Origin of the sequence: Bremerella sp. TYQ1, assembly GCF_020150455.1 — a bacterium.
GTDB lineage: Bacteria > Planctomycetota > Planctomycetia > Pirellulales > Pirellulaceae > Bremerella > Bremerella volcania_A.
In genome coordinates, this window is the sequence record NZ_CP083740.1 from 4,409,095 (window position 1) to 4,425,436 (window position 16,342).

Here is a 16,342-nt window from a genome sequence, read left to right on the forward strand (position 1 = left end):
TTTCCGATTTTCTGTCTCTCTTGCTAGTAGGTTAAGATCTGTGAAGAAGAAATTGTACGTAGGGAATCTCCCTTACAGCTACACCGGTACCGATTTGGAAAACCTCTTCGGTGAGTATGGCCCAGTCGCTTACGTGAGCGTTATCTCCGATCGCGAAACCGGCCGTTCGCGCGGTTTTGGTTTCGTTGAAATGGACAACGACCAAGACGCTTCGGCTGCCATCGACGCCCTGAACGGTTTCGACGTCGACGGTCGTAAGCTGGTCGTCAACGAAGCTCGCGAACGTGAACAACGTCCCGGCGGCCCACGTGGTGGCGGCGGCGGTGGTCACCGTGGCGGTGGCGGCGGCGGTGGATACCGCGGCGGTCGCTAAACCATAGCGGCTTCGATTGGGGGCCACCCCAAACGAGCAACCAAAACAACGAAGCGGCCCGAGAGAGTTTTCTCTCGGGCCGCTTTTTTTGTCTACGGTCTCTTACCGCTTTCTAGTATGACTCAACGAACATAATCACCACATCTGGGTAACGCTGGTTCAGCTCTTGCTGTTGCTCGTAGGATACCGACGAATCGAAGATAGTAACTTGCTCTATGCCGGGAAACGTTGCGACGATCTCAACATCCTTTGCTTCAATGGCCTCACCACGAAGGCCGATTCTCTTTAAAGCTAGATCTCGCAGCTTTGACAAGTGTTCGACCCGAAATAAAGGATCGTCCGTACCAGCAATTATGGCCGGGTCAATGAGCCGCAATCTTGGTAATAAAACCGTTTTCAAACGGGGGCAGTTCCTAATTTGCTCAAGCGCTTCAAGTGGAAGGCCATCACGTATATCGAGCGTTTGAAGATAAGGAAACGTTGGCAATAAACCATACATGGCTCGCCAGTTATCATTCAGCCTTACGGTGGCTTGCGTGTTATGTCGGAAGATCTCTAGATAGGTATCGCCACCTAGCAAGCATCGCAGCCAAACCGGACCACAGTAACGTTGCAACGGGCGAGGTTCACTTGGGAGGTAGGAGCCAATCACGGAATGATTAGGCGGTAAGAAGAATTCTTGGTACATCAACTGATCTTCGCGTTGCGAAACGCGCCAATGGTACGTCACATAGCCGAGAACAACACCAACGATTGTCAGCCCAACCAAAAGATCGGCCAGGTTGAACTTCCATAGTTTTCCGCGACGATAGATTCGCCACTCGACAAGTCCGCCGGCACCACCGATCAGTGTCGCCGCCACGCATAGATCGAACATCAGCGCCCAGGGGTAGAAGAGCCATCGCTCGGCACCAAGCGGCCAGCTATTGTAGTGACACCACGAGATATAATTGAGTGTCTCTGGCCAGTTTGAAGCCGGCGGCGTCAGTTTTTCCACTTGAACGCGCGCAAGATAAACATGGGGCCAGCCATGCTCGTATGTCCGAACATGTTGTCTCTTATTGGGAGGCAAAAGGAAAGCCTGCCTCATGATGCCGAGCCGCTGATCGGTTTCGCTTTCTAGCGCGAAACAAGTATTGATCCAATTTGCCGAATCTTCTCGGGGACTGTCAAAAAACCATTCCCCCGGGACGATGATCAGCACCAACGGTACCGCCATCAGCAGCATCGCGCACCAGGTTGCCTTGTGCAGACGTTTGAAGAGAGACACAGGGCCGAGCCGGTTGGACATGGTGCTTACGCCTCGACCGTTAATAGCCACGTGGCGAAGTTCTCGAACTTTTTGAGTGTGTGGCCGTTTTGGTGGTGGGTGTTGTTGCCTTTAGAGAGCCATGCGAAGCCGGGGCCGATCAGGGCGTTGGGGCTCCGCATGTGCAGTGCGATGCAAAGGGCACGGAAGTTCATCTCGCGGTTGGTGTGCATCTTCAGTCCGGTCGATTTATAGCGAAAAAGGTTGCGATCGATTCGCATCCGCAAGACCGGATTGGAACAGACGATTTCCAGAAAGACGCTGACGTCGAAGTGGGCTTTGCGTTCGGTCTTCTTACGGTGTGACTCGCCGTCGCTTTCTGTCACGGCGATGATCTCGACTTTCTCTTGAACGTCTTGCACGATGTCCAACAGGCGAATGTTTTCCCAAGGGACATACCCTTCCCACTCGGTGCTGCGAAAGACAAGTTGCGTCTGCTCGAACGCCATCGAGCGAATCGTCGAGCGTGGCATGTCTGGCACGACGACCAGGTGATCTTCATGCACGACGCGACATGGCATGCCGGCGGATATGAGGGCTTTAGCCGTTTCCCGGGCAGCATCGTAAGAGACGTTCTCAGCCAACAGGCCTGGCCGGTCGTGCAGCGTTTGCAGCATTTCCGCTTTCACGATTCCCAGCGAAGCCCCCATGATTGCGGAGGCTCGGTCGAGATCGAGTCGGCAGTCAGCTTCGCGAAGAATGGCGTAAGTATCGGGCATGAAGGTTCCTGGACGCAGAGACTGGACTGGTTCGTTGTACCAGCGTTCGGCGAATTGGGCAAAGCTTTCTGCACCATGTGGCGAACGAGGCGGAGATCGAACTAGAATGAAAGCGACATTCCTTTCCGCTTACGAGGATCCCTTCCGATGAAACTTCTGCAACTGTCTTGTTCTGCTTTACTGATGATGTTGATGCTGGGAGCCACTTTGCCGGCCGCCGAGAAAGAAACCGAAGAGAAGCCTGCCGCTCAATCGGAAGAGACGTTTGACCTGCCTAACGGCAAAGAAATGGACTTCCTGCTGTACTTGCCCAAAGGTTACGAAAAGCAAGAGAAATGGCCGCTGGTGTTGTTCATGCATGGTGCCGGCGAACGAGGTGACGATCTTTCCTTGGTCAAGAAGCATGGTCCACCGAAGCTGATCGAGAATGGAAAAGAGTTTCCCTTCATCGTCGTTTCGCCGCAGTGTCCGAAGGATACCTGGTGGATCACGGAAGATGTCGTGGCATTGATGCGACACATTATGCAAATCCACAATGTCGACAAGAACCGCGTTTACGTCACCGGACTAAGCATGGGAGGCCGAGGTACCTGGCAAGTCGCTGGTGCGATGGGAGACGAACTGGCAGCAATCGCCCCGGTTTGTGGACCGTCGCATAAGGAAGGCCTCGAGAAGATTGCGTTGCTGCCGATCTGGGTTTTTCATGGTGCGAAGGATCCTGTCGTGAAGATCTCGCACTCCGAAGAGATGGTCAAGCTGTTGAAGGATAAGGGGAACGAAGCCAAGTTCACCATCTATCCCGAAGCAAAGCATGACAGCTGGACCGAAACTTACGACAACGAAGAGCTGTACGAATGGCTCCTCTCGCATGAACTGAAGAAGTCGAGCGAGTAATCGCTATCAACAGTTTTCTGAACGACAAAGGGTGGTCCAAGTTCTGAAGTGACCACCCTGGTCAGGCGATTTGCTGCAAGAGTTACGTGCTGAACGCGGCGTTCGGCCCGCCAACGACCCAGCGAGCCGCTGGCAAGATCTTGAACTTCATTGAATCGAACGTGGCTTTCTCGCCATCGAGACTGCAGGGAATTTCTGGCGACGACTCGAACGCGACTTCTTTGGCATTGTAAGTCACAATACGGCGTTCGGCGTCTTCGTTGGTCAAGACGAAGTTGAGTCCCGACTCGAACATCTCGATGGTTGAAATGGCCGGCAACAAGGTGACGTGGATCTTGCCATCGTCGAGCTTTGCTTCCGGAGCGATCACAAATCCACCGCCGGCGCATCGGCCATTGGCGACACAGAATGCGTAGACTTCTTTTTCAATGATCTCCTGCTCGTCCAGCTTCAACTGCACGCGAAAGACAGGAGGGTCGGAAAGCACCGACAATGCCGACATCCAGTAGGCGAGTGCCCCGTACGTTTGCTTGGTTTCCGATTGAATCTCTTCGGCGACGACTCCCCCGATTCCTGCTGTTACGGCGTTCATCAACAGCTTCGGTTCGTCGACAGACGTTTGGACTAAGTCCATCGGTTTGGCTTCGCCATCGATGGCCAGATTCCATGCGGCTTCCACGTCGCCTAGCGGTATGTCCAGGGAACGGGCCAAATCGTTTCCGGTGCCTGTCGGAACGATGCCAAACTGAAGATCGCTCGGCGAGTCGAGCGTGGCGAGAGAACGCGAAACGGTTCCGTCGCCACCGACAAGAATAACACGATCAGGCTTTTCGGCCTGAACGATATCGACCAACCCCTGATCGCTGGGGAGTTGGTCGATGGGAATCCAGCACGCCGCATCCCGTTCGGCAAGTTGCTTTACTTGAGGGCCGATCGCTTGGGCTCCGCCAGATCGGCCGTTGAAGAGCGTGCAAATTTTCATCGATTCCATTCACTCCCGGAGACTATTCGTCCAGCAGCATGATTTCCACTTTACGGAATTGAACCGGATGGCTTTCCGATTGCAGCGAGATCGTCCCGCCGGAGAGCATCACGTCGCCGCCATTCTTTTCGATCAGCGCCTTGGTGTGAGCTTCTTCCGAGATCGAACCGTTGCCCGGGTCGAGCTGAGCTTTCTCGTATTCTAAAACGGTCTTGCCATCCATGATGTGCTTAATCGTACCGTTGCCGTGAACTTCGATCTCGCAGGTCACCCATTGATCGCCACGGTAGGTTTCCGACGAGCTGTTGATGCAGTGAGGCTTGAACAGCTTGTCGTTCATCACGACGTGCGTGCCTGGCGTGCAGAGGTTTGCCGTAGGACGCGATCCTTGTTCGCGGCCGCCGAGCAGTTGCACTTCGATGGAAGCGGGGAAGTTCTGGTCTTTGCCCATGTCTTCGGCCGACTCGCCATGGATCATTACGCCGCTGTTACGGAATGCCCAGCCGGGGCCATCTTTGCATTGATCGCCAATGAAGCGGTATTCGAGACGCAGGCGGTAGTTGCTGAACGGCTTTTCGTAGAACAAGTGGCCGAACGTTTCGTTGAAACCATCTTCATAGCCATCGGCGTAGGAGACGGTCAGCAGACCATCTTCCACGCGGAACGTCTTGGCCGGATCTTCACCAGCTTCCTGATAGCGGATTTTAGGAATCCATCCGGTCAGGTCTTTGCCGTTGAACAGCTGAATCCATTCCCCCTTCTTCTCAGTTGCTTCTTTTTCCTCAGCAGGCAATGCGACCACGCACGTCAGCAAGAGCAACAACGACAGACCAAACAAGCGATGCAATTTCATGGGGGAACCTCTTGGAAATCTCGGAGCCGACTCGGAACGGCACTCGCGGCGATGGATGCCCGACGTGGGGCGTTGAATGGAGTCCTTCCAGTGTAGTCGACGGCAAAACGCATCTAAAGTCGGCTATCGCTTTTCCAACCACGAAAAACTGCCCACCAAAAAATGGAGGGCAGTTCGAAGTTTTTTGTGCTTGCACGAGGACTAGTAGCCGATGATAGGCATCCCGACCGATCGTGGAACAGGCGCGGGGGTGCTGTACCAGTACGTCTTGGGATAGTAATTCACCGTCGTGGGAACAGGAGTTGTTACCGTAGCGGGAACCACATTGGAAGTCGGTGCGTAATAGGTCGTAGTCGCTGGAGGAGCGTAGTACGACGTGGTCACTTCCGGCGTGTAATAAGTCGTCGTCGGAGGAGCGTAGTAGGTGGTCGTCGGCGCGTAGTTAGTCGTCACCACAGGACGATTCACTACCGTTGTGGCCGCTCCCGGAACGACAACCGGCTGTAGTTCCGACCGAAGTCCAAACAGGCCGCGACGTACGGGGATGTAACCCACCGCAGTTGGTGGCGAAACCGTGGTGTACGTCTGCGCTTCTACAGCGCTTACTGCAAACAGCGGAGCAAGGGCGACGGCCCCCGCAAATAGAAGTGTGCGAAACATGACGATCCCCTTAGGGTATGGAAAGTTGTGTCGGTGATTGCATCAGGGAACAACACAAACGTATTGTTCCGCGGCTCGTGTTACAGACAAGGCAAAACGGATGCCAATGCCTGAACGTGGAATGATTCTTCACCAGTTTAGGACACGGTTGGTCGCAAACCCGTCAGATTGATCGCACGAATGCAGTCCTTTTGAGCCAACGTCCCTAATTTTCTGGGCTGGGACGTCAAAATGAAACAATTGTTATCAATTTGATCTCCAAACTTCATGAGCCGTCACAGGCTGAATCGTTGTAATCGCTATAACTTCCCTTGGGCTTTGATCTTTGGGCGATTCAGGCAGTTTGCTGTTGGTTGGCATGTCGGGTGCTCATTCAGTATTTGCGCTTCGTCCATTAAACGTACGCAACGATCGGAAGGTGCCATCGATAATGGCACTGACGCCATGCACCGCAGCGAGATCCAGTGCGGTGATCCCCCCCTGCCATTCTCCGATCATGGTTGCAAGACACCCAAGGAGTTTTGATATGTACACCCGCTCAGTCTGGCTCGCAGGTCTGATGATCTGCCTGATCGGACTCCCCGAACTCGGCCAAGCCCAAGACAAGGGCAACGGCAAGTCGAAAGGGTCCGAAGGCCGCAGCAGTGCTCGATCAGAACGTTCTCGACCCACACCAAGTGTGAATCGCAGTCGAGGACGTTCGCCTGAAGCACGGCCGTCGCCAAGCCGTACGCCATCGTCCAGTAGCCGAAACCTACAGCGACCGACGCGGTCTGCCCCGACCCCTTCGTCGTCGCGAAGCACGCCATCGATCATTCCCGATCGAAAAACACCAGAAATGACTCGACCAGGTCGAATCGATAGTGCGCGACCCAGCTCGCCGTCGTCAAATCGCACTCCGTCGATTGATCGCGGTCGTACTCCTTCCTCGCTCGAATCGCTGCGTAATCGCTTACAGCAGTCTCGACCAGCCGACACGGCTCAGCGTTCTAACGACCGCACGCCTCCGGCCAACCGAGATGGCAATCGTGGCTCGTCGAGTTCGATTCGTGATCTGATCAACGGTCGTTCGCCGGCCAACCGAACGGAAGTCAATCGACCTGACTTGAATCGAGAGAACCGACCGTCGACACGACCCGATGCCAATCCTGGTTCGCGTCGACCTGATGGTGCCCAACCGAGTCGTGACTTCCGCGACATGTTCAATCGCATGAATCGACCTGATACCAATCCAAACGCGCGACCAGGGACGCCTTCGACCGAACGTGGCCCAGGAGCAACTCCAGATCGTACGCCTGGCTCGTCGATCCGAGACCGATTCCGTCCCGGCGATGCAAGCGACATTCGTGATCGATTGCGAGACATGAATCGCGGAAACACCGATGCTCGTCCATCGATTCCTGGCCGTGGCGACCAAGACCGTCCTGATCCGAGTCAGCGCGACCGTCGTCCTGGTATCGACCGAGATTCGATTCGAGACCGATTAAATCCAGGTGCTAGTCGCCCTGACGTGAACCGTCCAGAAATTGCCCGACCGGAGATCGATCGACCAGGACGCGATCGTCCTGACGGGGAACGCCCCAACGGAAATCGCCCTGACATGAATCGTCCCGATCGAGACCGCCCAGGTGCCGACCGACCAGGGCCACGTCCCGGAACGCCTAACGATGCCGATCGAAACCGTCCTGATCGTGGTGACCGAGATCGTGGAGATCAAAACCGAGGAGATCGTGACCGTGTTGTGAATCGCCCAGAAGTCCGACCAGACTTCGACTGGCGAGACCGCGTGAACCGTGATCCTCAGTTCCGTGAACGCCTGGAAGACGTACGTCAACGAGGTTCGTTAGATCGTGACTCGATCCGAGATCGACTTGCGAACGTTGAGAACCGTTTCCGCGATGGCGACGGCGATCGTGATCGTGGACCGAATCGTGGTGATCGAGGCCCTGATGGAGATCGCGACCGTGACGGAAACCGAGACCGAGATCGTGATGGCGATCGACGCCGAGGTGATTGGGATCGTGACCGTGACTGGGACGGACGTTGGGACGACCGCCATCGTCGCCACGTGCCGGATAACTGGTATCGCCATGCACACGACGTTCGCCGCCATGGACACAACCATTTCCGATATGGGTGGAACGATCGTTGGTATCCACGACATCAGTACTTAGGTAACTGGTACTTCCATCGCTATCGACCACGCCCTGGTTATTGGTGGTCGTGGGCGACCCCGTATCGCCTAAGCACTTGGAGCTTCTGGGGAACCTATCCGACGTACCCTGTCTATTACGACTACGGTTCGACGATCGTGTACGACACCCAGTACGTGTATGTCGAGGAAGAACCGATCGCGACGCGTGAGCAATACGCACTCGAAGCGATTGCACTAGCCAATGAAGGTCGCAAGATCTTGCAGAGTCGTCCACCTGTGGAAGGCAACGGTAACCCAGAGGATTGGTTGCCAATGGGTGTCTTCGTGCTGACCGATACCGAGTCAGGCGAAGGAGATATCTATCTGCAGCTGGCTGTCGATAAGGAAGGCTTGATCGCAGGAACGTACTTCAACGCTACGACCGAAACGTCGCTGCCGGTTTGGGGTAAAGTCGATCCGCAGTCGCAACGTGCGGCTTGGCTCATCGGCGAACGTTCGGCCACGGTCATGGAAACGGGTATCTATAACTTGTCGCAGGAAGCTGCCTCGGTGCTGGTGCACTACGGTACCGATCGCGACGAGACGTGGATGCTGGTTCGTCTTCCCGAAGACGAAGTAACCGAAACTGGCAATTTGTAACCTAACGATAAGGTTACGAATCGTAGCAAACGAGCTCCTGGGTCTTTGACCCAGGAGTTTTTTTATGCGCGTTTCGCGTAAAAACGAGACATTGTTTCGTCGGTTTCGAGAAAGAAAGTTTGCAGAAAAGCAGCGGACTCCCGCATTTTTTGCTTGGGTTCGTCAGCAATATTCCTCAAAAATTAAGATTGAATACAGCAACTCGCCTACTCGATTCTCATCTTAGTCCGCGATAAGTTGCGTAAGCGCAACATGCTGATTCAGCAAGCCATTCTGGAAAAAATTGGACCTGGAAAGGATTACGTCCAAGACGAAGTAGAAATGGAACCTATATTTACGATGGGCCGGAAATCTCCAGTGGGAAGACTTTAATGGTTGCGGGCCAAGCGCAGAACGAGGCTTAGTTTGCCTGTTTTGTGCAGCTTTTCCTGTCAAAACAGGAATGAGATTGCTTTTATTTGAGGCGATTTCGCTCGTGACCGATGACAGTTCTGGAAGTACGATCTGGCTCAACAATCGTTAAGGTTTTAGTGACACTGGCAAAAACTAACGACCGTTCTAAAATCGCTCGTTTGGTTCTTCCCGGTTCACAGCATTAACGTGCCGTAAGAAGTTCTGACCAAGATCTCGCTGGAAGTTGTCGCGAAGGTGGCACTTCATGGGGCAGCGAGACCCACCATCTTGGCAACGAACTGGATCAAGGGCAGCAACATGACTAGGGGTAAAACAGGCATGACCGTTTTCCTGGGTAGACAGTTTGCATCCCATGACCTCAGAATCGATTGTTTATTTTGTCGACGATGATCCCGCCGCGCGCGAATCGCTCCTGCAACTGGCAAGGTCGGTCGGGCTGACTGCCTACGCCTATGCCTCCGGCGAAGAGTTCCTCGACCAAGTACCACCGGATCAGCCTGGCTGTGCTGTGCTCGATATCCGTTTGCCAGGTATTTCTGGGCTGGAAGTACATCGTCGCGTGAATCAGGCGAACTTGCCGCTGATCACCATCTATCTATCAGCGCATGCCGATGTACCAACAACGGTTCAAGCGATGAAGCTGGGTGCGTTCGAACTATTCCAGAAGCCGTGCAACACAAGCCGTTTGATCGACGCCATTCGTCAGGCGATCGAAAAGAACCAGCAGACGTTCCGCAAGCACGTCAAGCGACAAGAAGCGGATCAACTTCTCAGCGAGCTTTCGGCGGAAGAGACGAAGGTGTTGGAACTGATGTTCCTCGGTCGTACCAATCAAGAGATTGCCGATCGCTTGCAATTGAGCCTCCGAACGGTGCAGTTCCGACGCTCCAGCATTTTCCGCAAGACGAACGTCAACTCGAAGGCCCGATTGTTCGACATGCTATTCGATGCCGGCTGGAGTCCCAAATCGGAAATTCCTCGTCCTCAAGAAGCAGGACGGCAGAGCGAGTAAGTCACGTTTCGTGCATTAAATTCTCAGCCCTTCTATAATAAGAGGGGCTGATACCTGTGCACGAGAACGTCATGGACACGCTTAACCCTTATCGCTCGCCGGTATCTCAATCGCCGGCAGCGGTTTACCTTCGCAGCGAAATCTTCCGCGGCACAACGCTCTCATGGTTTGTCGATCGGTACGAATTCTTCGTTCCCGAGATCGCGGAAGTCATGCCGCAGGCGATCGCGTTTTATGAAACACGTAATGCGCGTGTTGTCTCTCGAGACCCGCTTACGTTCTGGCGGGGCAATTGGTGGTCGACACTGCTGGGACCGGAGCGACGTGCCCGACAACGAATTGTTGTGCGAATGGATGTCCCGCAGCGGCGGGTAAACATTGAGTATCAGATCAACATGATCTTACCGACGAGGGTTTACTACAGCAGCCAACGGGAAGCGACTCAATTGGCGACCGATCTCGGCGCCGTACATCCCGACGTTCTCGCCGATGCGGCCAAAGAGAACTCGTGAAAATAGATTGACCTCATAAAAAAAGGCGAAGCCGTGTGGGCTTCGCCTTTGCGTTGATCTGGTTGGCAGGTAGCAGCCGTTAGGTGTTCCACTGAGGCCAGCTACCGAAGCGTTGTAGTTCCATGAACAGCAAGATTGCGCCAGTCGTCAGGGCGATGAACGACAGAATCAGCATCATGGTATAAACGTTGAGGTTGGACTTACGTCCCGATTTATCCGAGCTTTGTGGAGACATAGTCACCCTTCTTAATCAGGCCGCGGCGATATTCCCGAATGATTTCCCCAACCGCACGATCTGGAGCGGTTTCTTTGATGATGATGCGGCCGAGGTAAGTGTCGCCGCGGAACACATCTAGCGTGTTCCCTCGACTGATGCCGTCGTCAGCACCGACCGAGATTTCCACCATGTTGTTGTCGTTGACCGCGGTGACAACCGCTTCCAAAGCTGGCGGGATGCCATCGACAGGGGTGAACTCATCCATTCCGTGTGCCGTCAGAACGCGCTTCTGGCGAGCGATCTGTGTCGCCAATTGCTGTTCGCGTTCACTCAGGCGATCTTTCTCGACTTTCAACTGTTGTAGCTTGTCGGTCAGCTGAACCACTTCCTGGAAGTTGGTATCACGATCGGACTGAGCCGTCTTGATATCGGTCCGCAGCTGCGAGACTTCTTGCTTCAGGTTTTTCGAGTTCGTTTCGGCAAGTTCCAGCAGAACCTTCATGTCGGCTTCGGACTTGACCAAGCGTTCGTTCTCTTGATCCAAACGCGTCAGTTCTGCTTCTTGCAACTTGGTGCGAGCTTGCAGAGCGGCCAAAGCGTAAACGCGAGCCGCACGTTCCTGCTCGAGCTTCATCTTCAGATTGCTGATGTCGTCTTCCAGCGACGAGGCGGTTTGTTTTTGCTCTTGGATGGTTGCTTCCATGCCTTGGTTGCTGCCATCCCCTTTCACGACATCACGCCAATTTTTGTGCGTGGCATAAACCATCATCGCCACGGTCATAAAGACCAAGCTCATGATGAGAATGAGGACGGTAAAGATCTTTCCGATCAATGTCATGGATGTGACTCCTTCAATGGCTTTCGCCAAGGCCTTGCCTGGGGGTCGGTTTCTCGTCGCTTGCGACTAACGTGACAGAACGATCACGCATTGATGGCAAGCCGCGTCCATGCAGATTGACGGATCCAACAACCGAAAAGGGGTTCGCCTCAGACCACGCTCGAAGCAAACCGGGTGCTAGTTAAGGGACAAGATGTGTGAGTATTTACGGCCAGTATAATTCTGGGCTTTCGACAGTGTCAACAAAACGGACAAATTAGTTTGGGGGTTCTGGGAAATGTGGCTGCATAACCGGAACTTGCTCCGCAGCTTGCCCAGCCCCTGATCTAATATAAACGACAATAACGCTTTACGACGGATTCACACGAAGATTTTTGCCAGGGTTCTTCGGCCTATACGTCCAGCGGGGGAGCTAAGTTCCGTTTCTGCGGATACCCGGTGCATCAAACATCGCTTACGTCCCCCTTGCTTTGAGATTGATTGCCTCCTTGCAGAGGGGGTCGGCGTCTGGTGTAACGAATCGCGACGCCAATTGACGCCCCGATAATCGTTAAAACCAGACACGCGGCGGCGAACCAATCGCCGTATCGCGTGTACAGTGACAAAGATCGCTTGGTAGGAAACATATCCGTCACGACGAAGCTTGTCTGTCGAACCGGCGCGAATTGGACGAGCTGACCTGTGGAATCAATCTGGGCCGTAATGCCGGTGTTGGCTGCGACTAACATCGGCCGGCGGTTTTCCACCGCGCGAAAGCGGGCACATGTTAAGTGCAAATCTAAGATGCTCGAACCCCAGAACCAGCCATCGTTGGTCAACGTGACAAGGGCATCGACTTTCTGACCTTGTTCGTGAAGTTCGCGTACTTGGGCGGCGACCAACTGCGGAACGGTGTTCTCAAAACAGATGCAGGGAACCAGCGAGACTCCTTTGACATCGACAGCAATTGGCCCCTGACCTGGCGTCAATCCACCACCGATCGGCAGCCAATCGTAGACGAATGGAAAATAGTCGCCCAGCGGGACGTATTCGCCGAACATCACCGGGTGCATTTTGTCGTACTTGGTCTCGATCGTTCCTTCTGGTCCGACGTAGATGGCTGTGTTGAAGTGATCCAATCGCTGGTTGCCGAAACGCAGCGTCGAGGTACCCAACAGCAATGGGGCCTGCCATCGATTCACGGCCAGGTCTTTCAAGAATCGTTGGAAGCCGCTGGAACGATCGGTGATTCGCTTACGATGCTCGTTCGCATCGATCGGCAAGTCGGCCGGCGGTGCGTAGTCGCTCCCAAGCTCGAAGACCATGTGATCGCCCATGGTGGTTTCGGGCCAAATGATCAAATCGAGATTGGGATGATCTTTCACTAGTTGATCGGTAATGGCCGAGTATTGCTCGAAGGTTCGCGACGACTGAGTCGGATCGCCGAAGACGGTGTCGATGGAACCTTGGACGAGACCAATGCGAGCGACTTTTCCACCCTCTGCGGAATCTTCTCGTTCTAGTTTCTCAGCGATGTTTGTATTGCCATACAAGTAAACGCCGTAGAAATTCGCTGCCGTTACGACCGCAAGACCAACGAGAAGCCAAGTTAACCGGACTTTTCGACTTGTCTGACTTGATGCGGTGGTGTGCCAATTCTTTTCTGCGACCAACATGGCGCCGCACGATGCCGAAACCATCACCACGAAGGATACCCCGTACGCACCGACGATTTCGGAGATCTGAATAAACCCGATGAGCTCCACTTGGGTATGACCCAGCATGGCCATTGAAAAGCCGGTGGCGAAGTAAGCGCGAACATATTCGAGTGCCGTCCAGACAATCGGCGCGACAATCGGCAGGGGCACGTTGGCACGATGGACGATTGTTCGACTGATCGCCACGAACAGCGGCGTATAACAAGCCAGGTATCCGCACAGCACCGGCCAACCGAATAAGCGCGTCGCCCAGTGAGCATTGCCGACGCCGAAAAGGACGGTCAGCCAGAACATGAACCCAGACAGGTAGATAATCCTATACGATCGTTGCGGAAGCAACGGAGTCCGTACAAGCAACAGCCAGCCAATGGGGGCGATCCAGCCGAGCAGCGAAAGATTGAACGGGGGAAACGCCAGCGCGAGTAACAGGGCACTGGTAACAGAATATCCCAGCACGGCTCGCCGAGTAATTGTGGGTTGCTGGGATGTTTCAGCTGCGGGCGTCTCTGGCGAGGACTGGGAAGCGTGCACGTCGAAAACTCACGTCAATCGTTGGGCGATAGTGAGCCCATAATTTACGTGGTTTTGTATCTACGTCCTAGGTCGACTTCTCGCTAGGCATCCTCTTCGTCAGGACCAGGAGCCCCTTGGGCAGCACCAACGAAGATCTGCATCATTCGCCCTTGGTTCCAGCAGTCCCAGCCTTCGACAAACTTGTTGTTCTCGTCGACACGCAGCCAAGTCATGCCACGAATGGAAACGCGAGAGCGTGTCGGCGGAAAGCCAAAGCCATCGCCGGTATGCGTACCGGTTAGAAACCACCGCACGGCAACATCGGGATGCTGCTCGATGATCCCTTCAACTTCGATTTGAAGGTCGGGCATCGCGGCGAGGACGTTGTCGCGAAACTGCTTGAATGCATCCATGCTGAAATAGCGGACGTCCGACTCAGCATAGCCTCGCGCGTTCTTGCCTGAGAGATCGTAAATGGCGGCATCGTTTCGCTGGTTCCATACCTCTTCGAACCAGGTCGCAGCCAATTCGGTCAGTTGACTCACGTTGTGTTCCGACTGTGAATGCCCTTTGATCCGATCGAGGAACCCCCTTTTGGTACCTCGTCCGGTTCGCAGGAGTGTAACCCAACAGCGGACGTTTCCCAACGCCCTAAAAGGGCTAATTACACCATCACAGCCGAGATGAATTGTCCAGCTTCGTACTGGCTATTGGCATCGAAACAGGCCAGTGCATTGGCTTTAGCTAACGTCGCCAAGTCGGCGGAGCCCTTCCAATCGAGTGGAGCAATTGTTGCTCCGGCGCCTTCTTTTCGGCAAGCGAACGCCGGAAAGAAGACCGGTCGGTTGCCTGGATTTACGAAATCCCGCGTCAGCAGGAATCCAGGAACAAATGGAGAGTCGCTCGTTCGGCCAACCAACGCGCTCATCGCACTGCGGACAAACAAGTGAAAACAGACCAGACTACTGACCGGATTGCCTGGAAGACCAAACACGAGTGTCGGGCTCTCGCCACTTGCCTGCTTGCCGAACCAAAGCGGCTTTCCAGGCTTCAATTGGACTTTATGAAAGACCTTCTCGACCCCCTGCTCTGCCAGCAACGTAGGGCCAAAGTCCTTCACGCCGACCGACATTCCGCCGGAGATTAGCAGGATGTCTGCTTTCAGACCTTCGGTGATGGCTTCGGTCAGCGCTTCTCGGTTGTCGCGGACGATGCCAAGTCGAATTGCTTTGCCGCCTGCTTCTTCAACCATGGCAGCCAGCATGGGACCATTTGTGTTGCGGATTTGGCCAGGGCCAGGTTCTTCGTGCGCTTCGACAAGCTCATCTCCAGTCGAGATGATCGCTACGGTCGGTCGACGACGAACTTTGGCTTTTCCGCCAGCAAGATCCGCCAAGATACCCACTTCAATCGGGCGAATAATCGATCCGGCCGGGATGACGACTTGCCCTTTGGAAAGAAGTCCGCCTCGCTTGAGAACATGACTTCCTTGCTTGACCGATTGAAGCACATGTACGCGGTCGACATTTTCCGAGTCGATCTGCGTCTCTTCGACCATCACCACGCTATCGGCACCGTCCGGCATGGGGGCGCCAGTCATAATGCGGGCCGCCATTCCCGATTGAATGGCTTCCTTCGAAGTGTTGCCGGCGGTGATTTCTTCGACAATCTCGAGATTTGTGTTGCCCCCTGCTGTATCAGCGGCGATTAGGGCAAAGCCATCCATCATGGCTTTATCGAAGGCGGGAGATTCGACGGGGCTGATCAAATCCTCGGCGAGGGCCGCACCAAGGGCTTCCATCGCGGGGCATTCGTGGGTGGGAAGTTGAAACGCGTGGCGAGCGACTTCTGCGAGTGCCTCAGTGACGGAAAGCATCGTTCAGATTCCTTTACGAACTCGTAGCGGGTTGAATCTCCAGAAAGCGGCGGAGCATGTCGGTTCCCGTTTCGCTGAGAAAACTTTCGGGATGGAACTGCAGTCCCAGAAGCGGCAACGATTTGTGCCGGATCGACATGATCTCTTTTTCCCCATTGGGCATCACACTCCACGCAGCGACTTCAAAACCATCCGGCAAAGTATCAGGCTTAATCACCAGGCTGTGGTATCGCGTTGCGATGAAAGGATTCGGCATCCCTTCGAACAGCCCTTTGCCGTCGTGATGGATTTCGTCCGTTTTGCCATGCATGAGTCGTTCGGCACGAACGATTGTTCCTCCGAAGGCCTGACCCATCGATTGATGGCCAAGGCAAACCCCCAGAATCGGCAGCTTCTCAGCAAAGTGACTGATCGCTTCGACCGAGATGCCGGCCTCGTTGGGCGTACAAGGGCCAGGCGACACGATCAGATGCGTCGGCGCCAGCTTTTCGATCGTCGCACAGTCGATCTGGTCGTTGCGATAAACTTGGAGATCAAGGGTCGGATCGATCTCGCCGAGTCGCTGAACCAGGTTGTACGTGAACGAGTCGTAGTTGTCGATCAGCAGAATCATGCGGCAATTCAGCGGGGCTAGTCGTGATGCGAAGGGGTTATTGCTATCTTCCCTCAATCCGCCCTG

Annotated in this window: 16 protein-coding genes; 5 read left to right on the forward strand and 11 right to left on the reverse strand. The window is 54.5% G+C overall.

What is annotated here, in order from left to right; all coding sequences use genetic code 11:
- The first annotated feature begins 40 nt into the window (after positions 1–40).
- On the forward strand, positions 41–373 hold the full coding sequence (locus LA756_RS17715) for an RNA-binding protein (protein WP_224436055.1): 333 nt from the start codon (positions 41–43) through the stop codon (positions 371–373).
- 112 nt (positions 374–485) lie between these two features.
- On the opposite strand, the gene LA756_RS17720 is transcribed toward LA756_RS17715, so the two are convergent.
- On the reverse strand, positions 486–1,601 hold the full coding sequence (locus LA756_RS17720; protein ID WP_224436056.1) for a hypothetical protein: 1,116 nt from the start codon (positions 1,599–1,601) through the stop codon (positions 486–488).
- A 68-nt stretch (positions 1,602–1,669) separates the two neighbouring features.
- Positions 1,670–2,401, reverse strand: coding sequence for a hypothetical protein (locus LA756_RS17725; RefSeq protein WP_224436057.1), 732 nt, complete (start codon positions 2,399–2,401; stop codon positions 1,670–1,672).
- 147 nt (positions 2,402–2,548) lie between these two features.
- Here LA756_RS17725 and LA756_RS17730 point away from each other — a divergent pair, with 147 nt between their 5' ends.
- Positions 2,549–3,295: a dienelactone hydrolase family protein gene (locus LA756_RS17730; protein WP_224436058.1), complete on the forward strand. Its 747-nt coding sequence runs from the start codon at positions 2,549–2,551 to the stop codon at positions 3,293–3,295.
- Between the two features lie 82 nt (positions 3,296–3,377).
- On the opposite strand, the gene LA756_RS17735 is transcribed toward LA756_RS17730, so the two are convergent.
- From LA756_RS17735 to LA756_RS17745, 3 genes are all read right to left on the reverse strand, one after another.
- The gene (locus LA756_RS17735; protein ID WP_224436059.1) at positions 3,378–4,277 is read right to left on the reverse strand and encodes a diacylglycerol kinase family protein; all 900 of its coding nucleotides are present in this window, start codon (positions 4,275–4,277) and stop codon (positions 3,378–3,380) included.
- 22 nt (positions 4,278–4,299) lie between these two features.
- Positions 4,300–5,130 (reverse strand): DUF1080 domain-containing protein, encoded by an 831-nt coding sequence (locus LA756_RS17740; protein WP_224436060.1) that lies wholly within the window; start codon positions 5,128–5,130, stop codon positions 4,300–4,302.
- Positions 5,131–5,331: 201 nt separating this feature from the next.
- Complete coding sequence (locus LA756_RS17745; RefSeq protein WP_224436061.1) at positions 5,332–5,790, reverse strand: hypothetical protein; 459 nt, start codon at positions 5,788–5,790, stop codon at positions 5,332–5,334.
- A gap of 526 nt (positions 5,791–6,316) precedes the next feature.
- Here LA756_RS17745 and LA756_RS17750 point away from each other — a divergent pair.
- From LA756_RS17750 to LA756_RS17760, 3 genes are all read left to right on the forward strand, one after another.
- Entirely contained in the window at positions 6,317–8,584 is a 2,268-nt protein-coding gene (locus LA756_RS17750; protein ID WP_224436062.1) for a hypothetical protein, read from the forward strand.
- A gap of 766 nt (positions 8,585–9,350) precedes the next feature.
- Positions 9,351–10,010: a response regulator transcription factor gene (locus LA756_RS17755; protein ID WP_224436063.1), complete on the forward strand. Its 660-nt coding sequence runs from the start codon at positions 9,351–9,353 to the stop codon at positions 10,008–10,010.
- A gap of 71 nt (positions 10,011–10,081) precedes the next feature.
- A complete protein-coding gene (locus LA756_RS17760) occupies positions 10,082–10,522 on the forward strand; it encodes a hypothetical protein (RefSeq protein ID WP_224436064.1) in 441 nt (146 codons plus the stop codon).
- Between the two features lie 79 nt (positions 10,523–10,601).
- On the opposite strand, the gene LA756_RS17765 is transcribed toward LA756_RS17760, so the two are convergent.
- From LA756_RS17765 to LA756_RS17790, 6 genes are all read right to left on the reverse strand, one after another.
- The gene (locus LA756_RS17765) at positions 10,602–10,757 is read right to left on the reverse strand and encodes a hypothetical protein (protein ID WP_224436065.1); all 156 of its coding nucleotides are present in this window, start codon (positions 10,755–10,757) and stop codon (positions 10,602–10,604) included.
- Complete coding sequence (locus tag LA756_RS17770) at positions 10,735–11,577, reverse strand: hypothetical protein (RefSeq protein WP_224436066.1); 843 nt, start codon at positions 11,575–11,577, stop codon at positions 10,735–10,737. The genes LA756_RS17765 and LA756_RS17770 overlap by 23 nt, the downstream gene beginning before the upstream one ends.
- Before the next feature lie 443 nt (positions 11,578–12,020).
- Positions 12,021–13,730 carry an apolipoprotein N-acyltransferase gene (gene lnt / locus LA756_RS17775; protein ID WP_224436067.1) on the reverse strand — a complete coding sequence of 570 codons (1,710 nt, stop codon included), beginning with the start codon at positions 13,728–13,730 and terminating at the stop codon, positions 12,021–12,023.
- Positions 13,731–13,888: 158 nt separating this feature from the next.
- Entirely contained in the window at positions 13,889–14,332 is a 444-nt protein-coding gene (locus LA756_RS17780) for an ester cyclase (RefSeq protein WP_224436068.1), read from the reverse strand.
- Positions 14,333–14,451: 119 nt separating this feature from the next.
- A complete protein-coding gene (gene glp / locus LA756_RS17785) occupies positions 14,452–15,663 on the reverse strand; it encodes a gephyrin-like molybdotransferase Glp (protein ID WP_224436069.1) in 1,212 nt (403 codons plus the stop codon).
- Between the two features lie 13 nt (positions 15,664–15,676).
- Positions 15,677–16,276, reverse strand: a complete 600-nt coding sequence (locus tag LA756_RS17790; protein ID WP_224436070.1) for an aminodeoxychorismate/anthranilate synthase component II — start codon at positions 16,274–16,276, stop codon at positions 15,677–15,679.
- Between the last annotated feature and the right edge of the window lie 66 nt (positions 16,277–16,342).

Excerpts from the sequence above, each read along its gene's own strand:
- glp (WP_224436069.1), bottom strand. The coding sequence starts at position 15,663 with ATGCTTTCCGTCACTGAGGCACTCGCAGAAGTCGCTCGCCACGCGTTT.
- LA756_RS17720 (WP_224436056.1), bottom strand. The coding sequence starts at position 1,601 with ATGCTGCTGATGGCGGTACCGTTGGTGCTGATCATCGTCCCGGGGGAA.
- LA756_RS17755 (WP_224436063.1), top strand. The coding sequence starts at position 9,351 with ATGACCTCAGAATCGATTGTTTATTTTGTCGACGATGATCCCGCCGCG.
- LA756_RS17730 (WP_224436058.1), top strand. The coding sequence starts at position 2,549 with ATGAAACTTCTGCAACTGTCTTGTTCTGCTTTACTGATGATGTTGATG.
- LA756_RS17770 (WP_224436066.1), bottom strand. The coding sequence starts at position 11,577 with ATGACATTGATCGGAAAGATCTTTACCGTCCTCATTCTCATCATGAGC.
- LA756_RS17725 (WP_224436057.1), bottom strand. The coding sequence starts at position 2,401 with ATGCCCGATACTTACGCCATTCTTCGCGAAGCTGACTGCCGACTCGAT.
- LA756_RS17745 (WP_224436061.1), bottom strand. The coding sequence starts at position 5,790 with ATGTTTCGCACACTTCTATTTGCGGGGGCCGTCGCCCTTGCTCCGCTG.
- LA756_RS17740 (WP_224436060.1), bottom strand. The coding sequence starts at position 5,130 with ATGAAATTGCATCGCTTGTTTGGTCTGTCGTTGTTGCTCTTGCTGACG.
- LA756_RS17735 (WP_224436059.1), bottom strand. The coding sequence starts at position 4,277 with ATGAAAATTTGCACGCTCTTCAACGGCCGATCTGGCGGAGCCCAAGCG.
- LA756_RS17790 (WP_224436070.1), bottom strand. The coding sequence starts at position 16,276 with ATGATTCTGCTGATCGACAACTACGACTCGTTCACGTACAACCTGGTT.
- LA756_RS17760 (WP_224436064.1), top strand. The coding sequence starts at position 10,082 with ATGGACACGCTTAACCCTTATCGCTCGCCGGTATCTCAATCGCCGGCA.
- LA756_RS17765 (WP_224436065.1), bottom strand. The coding sequence starts at position 10,757 with ATGTCTCCACAAAGCTCGGATAAATCGGGACGTAAGTCCAACCTCAAC.
- LA756_RS17750 (WP_224436062.1), top strand. The coding sequence starts at position 6,317 with ATGTACACCCGCTCAGTCTGGCTCGCAGGTCTGATGATCTGCCTGATC.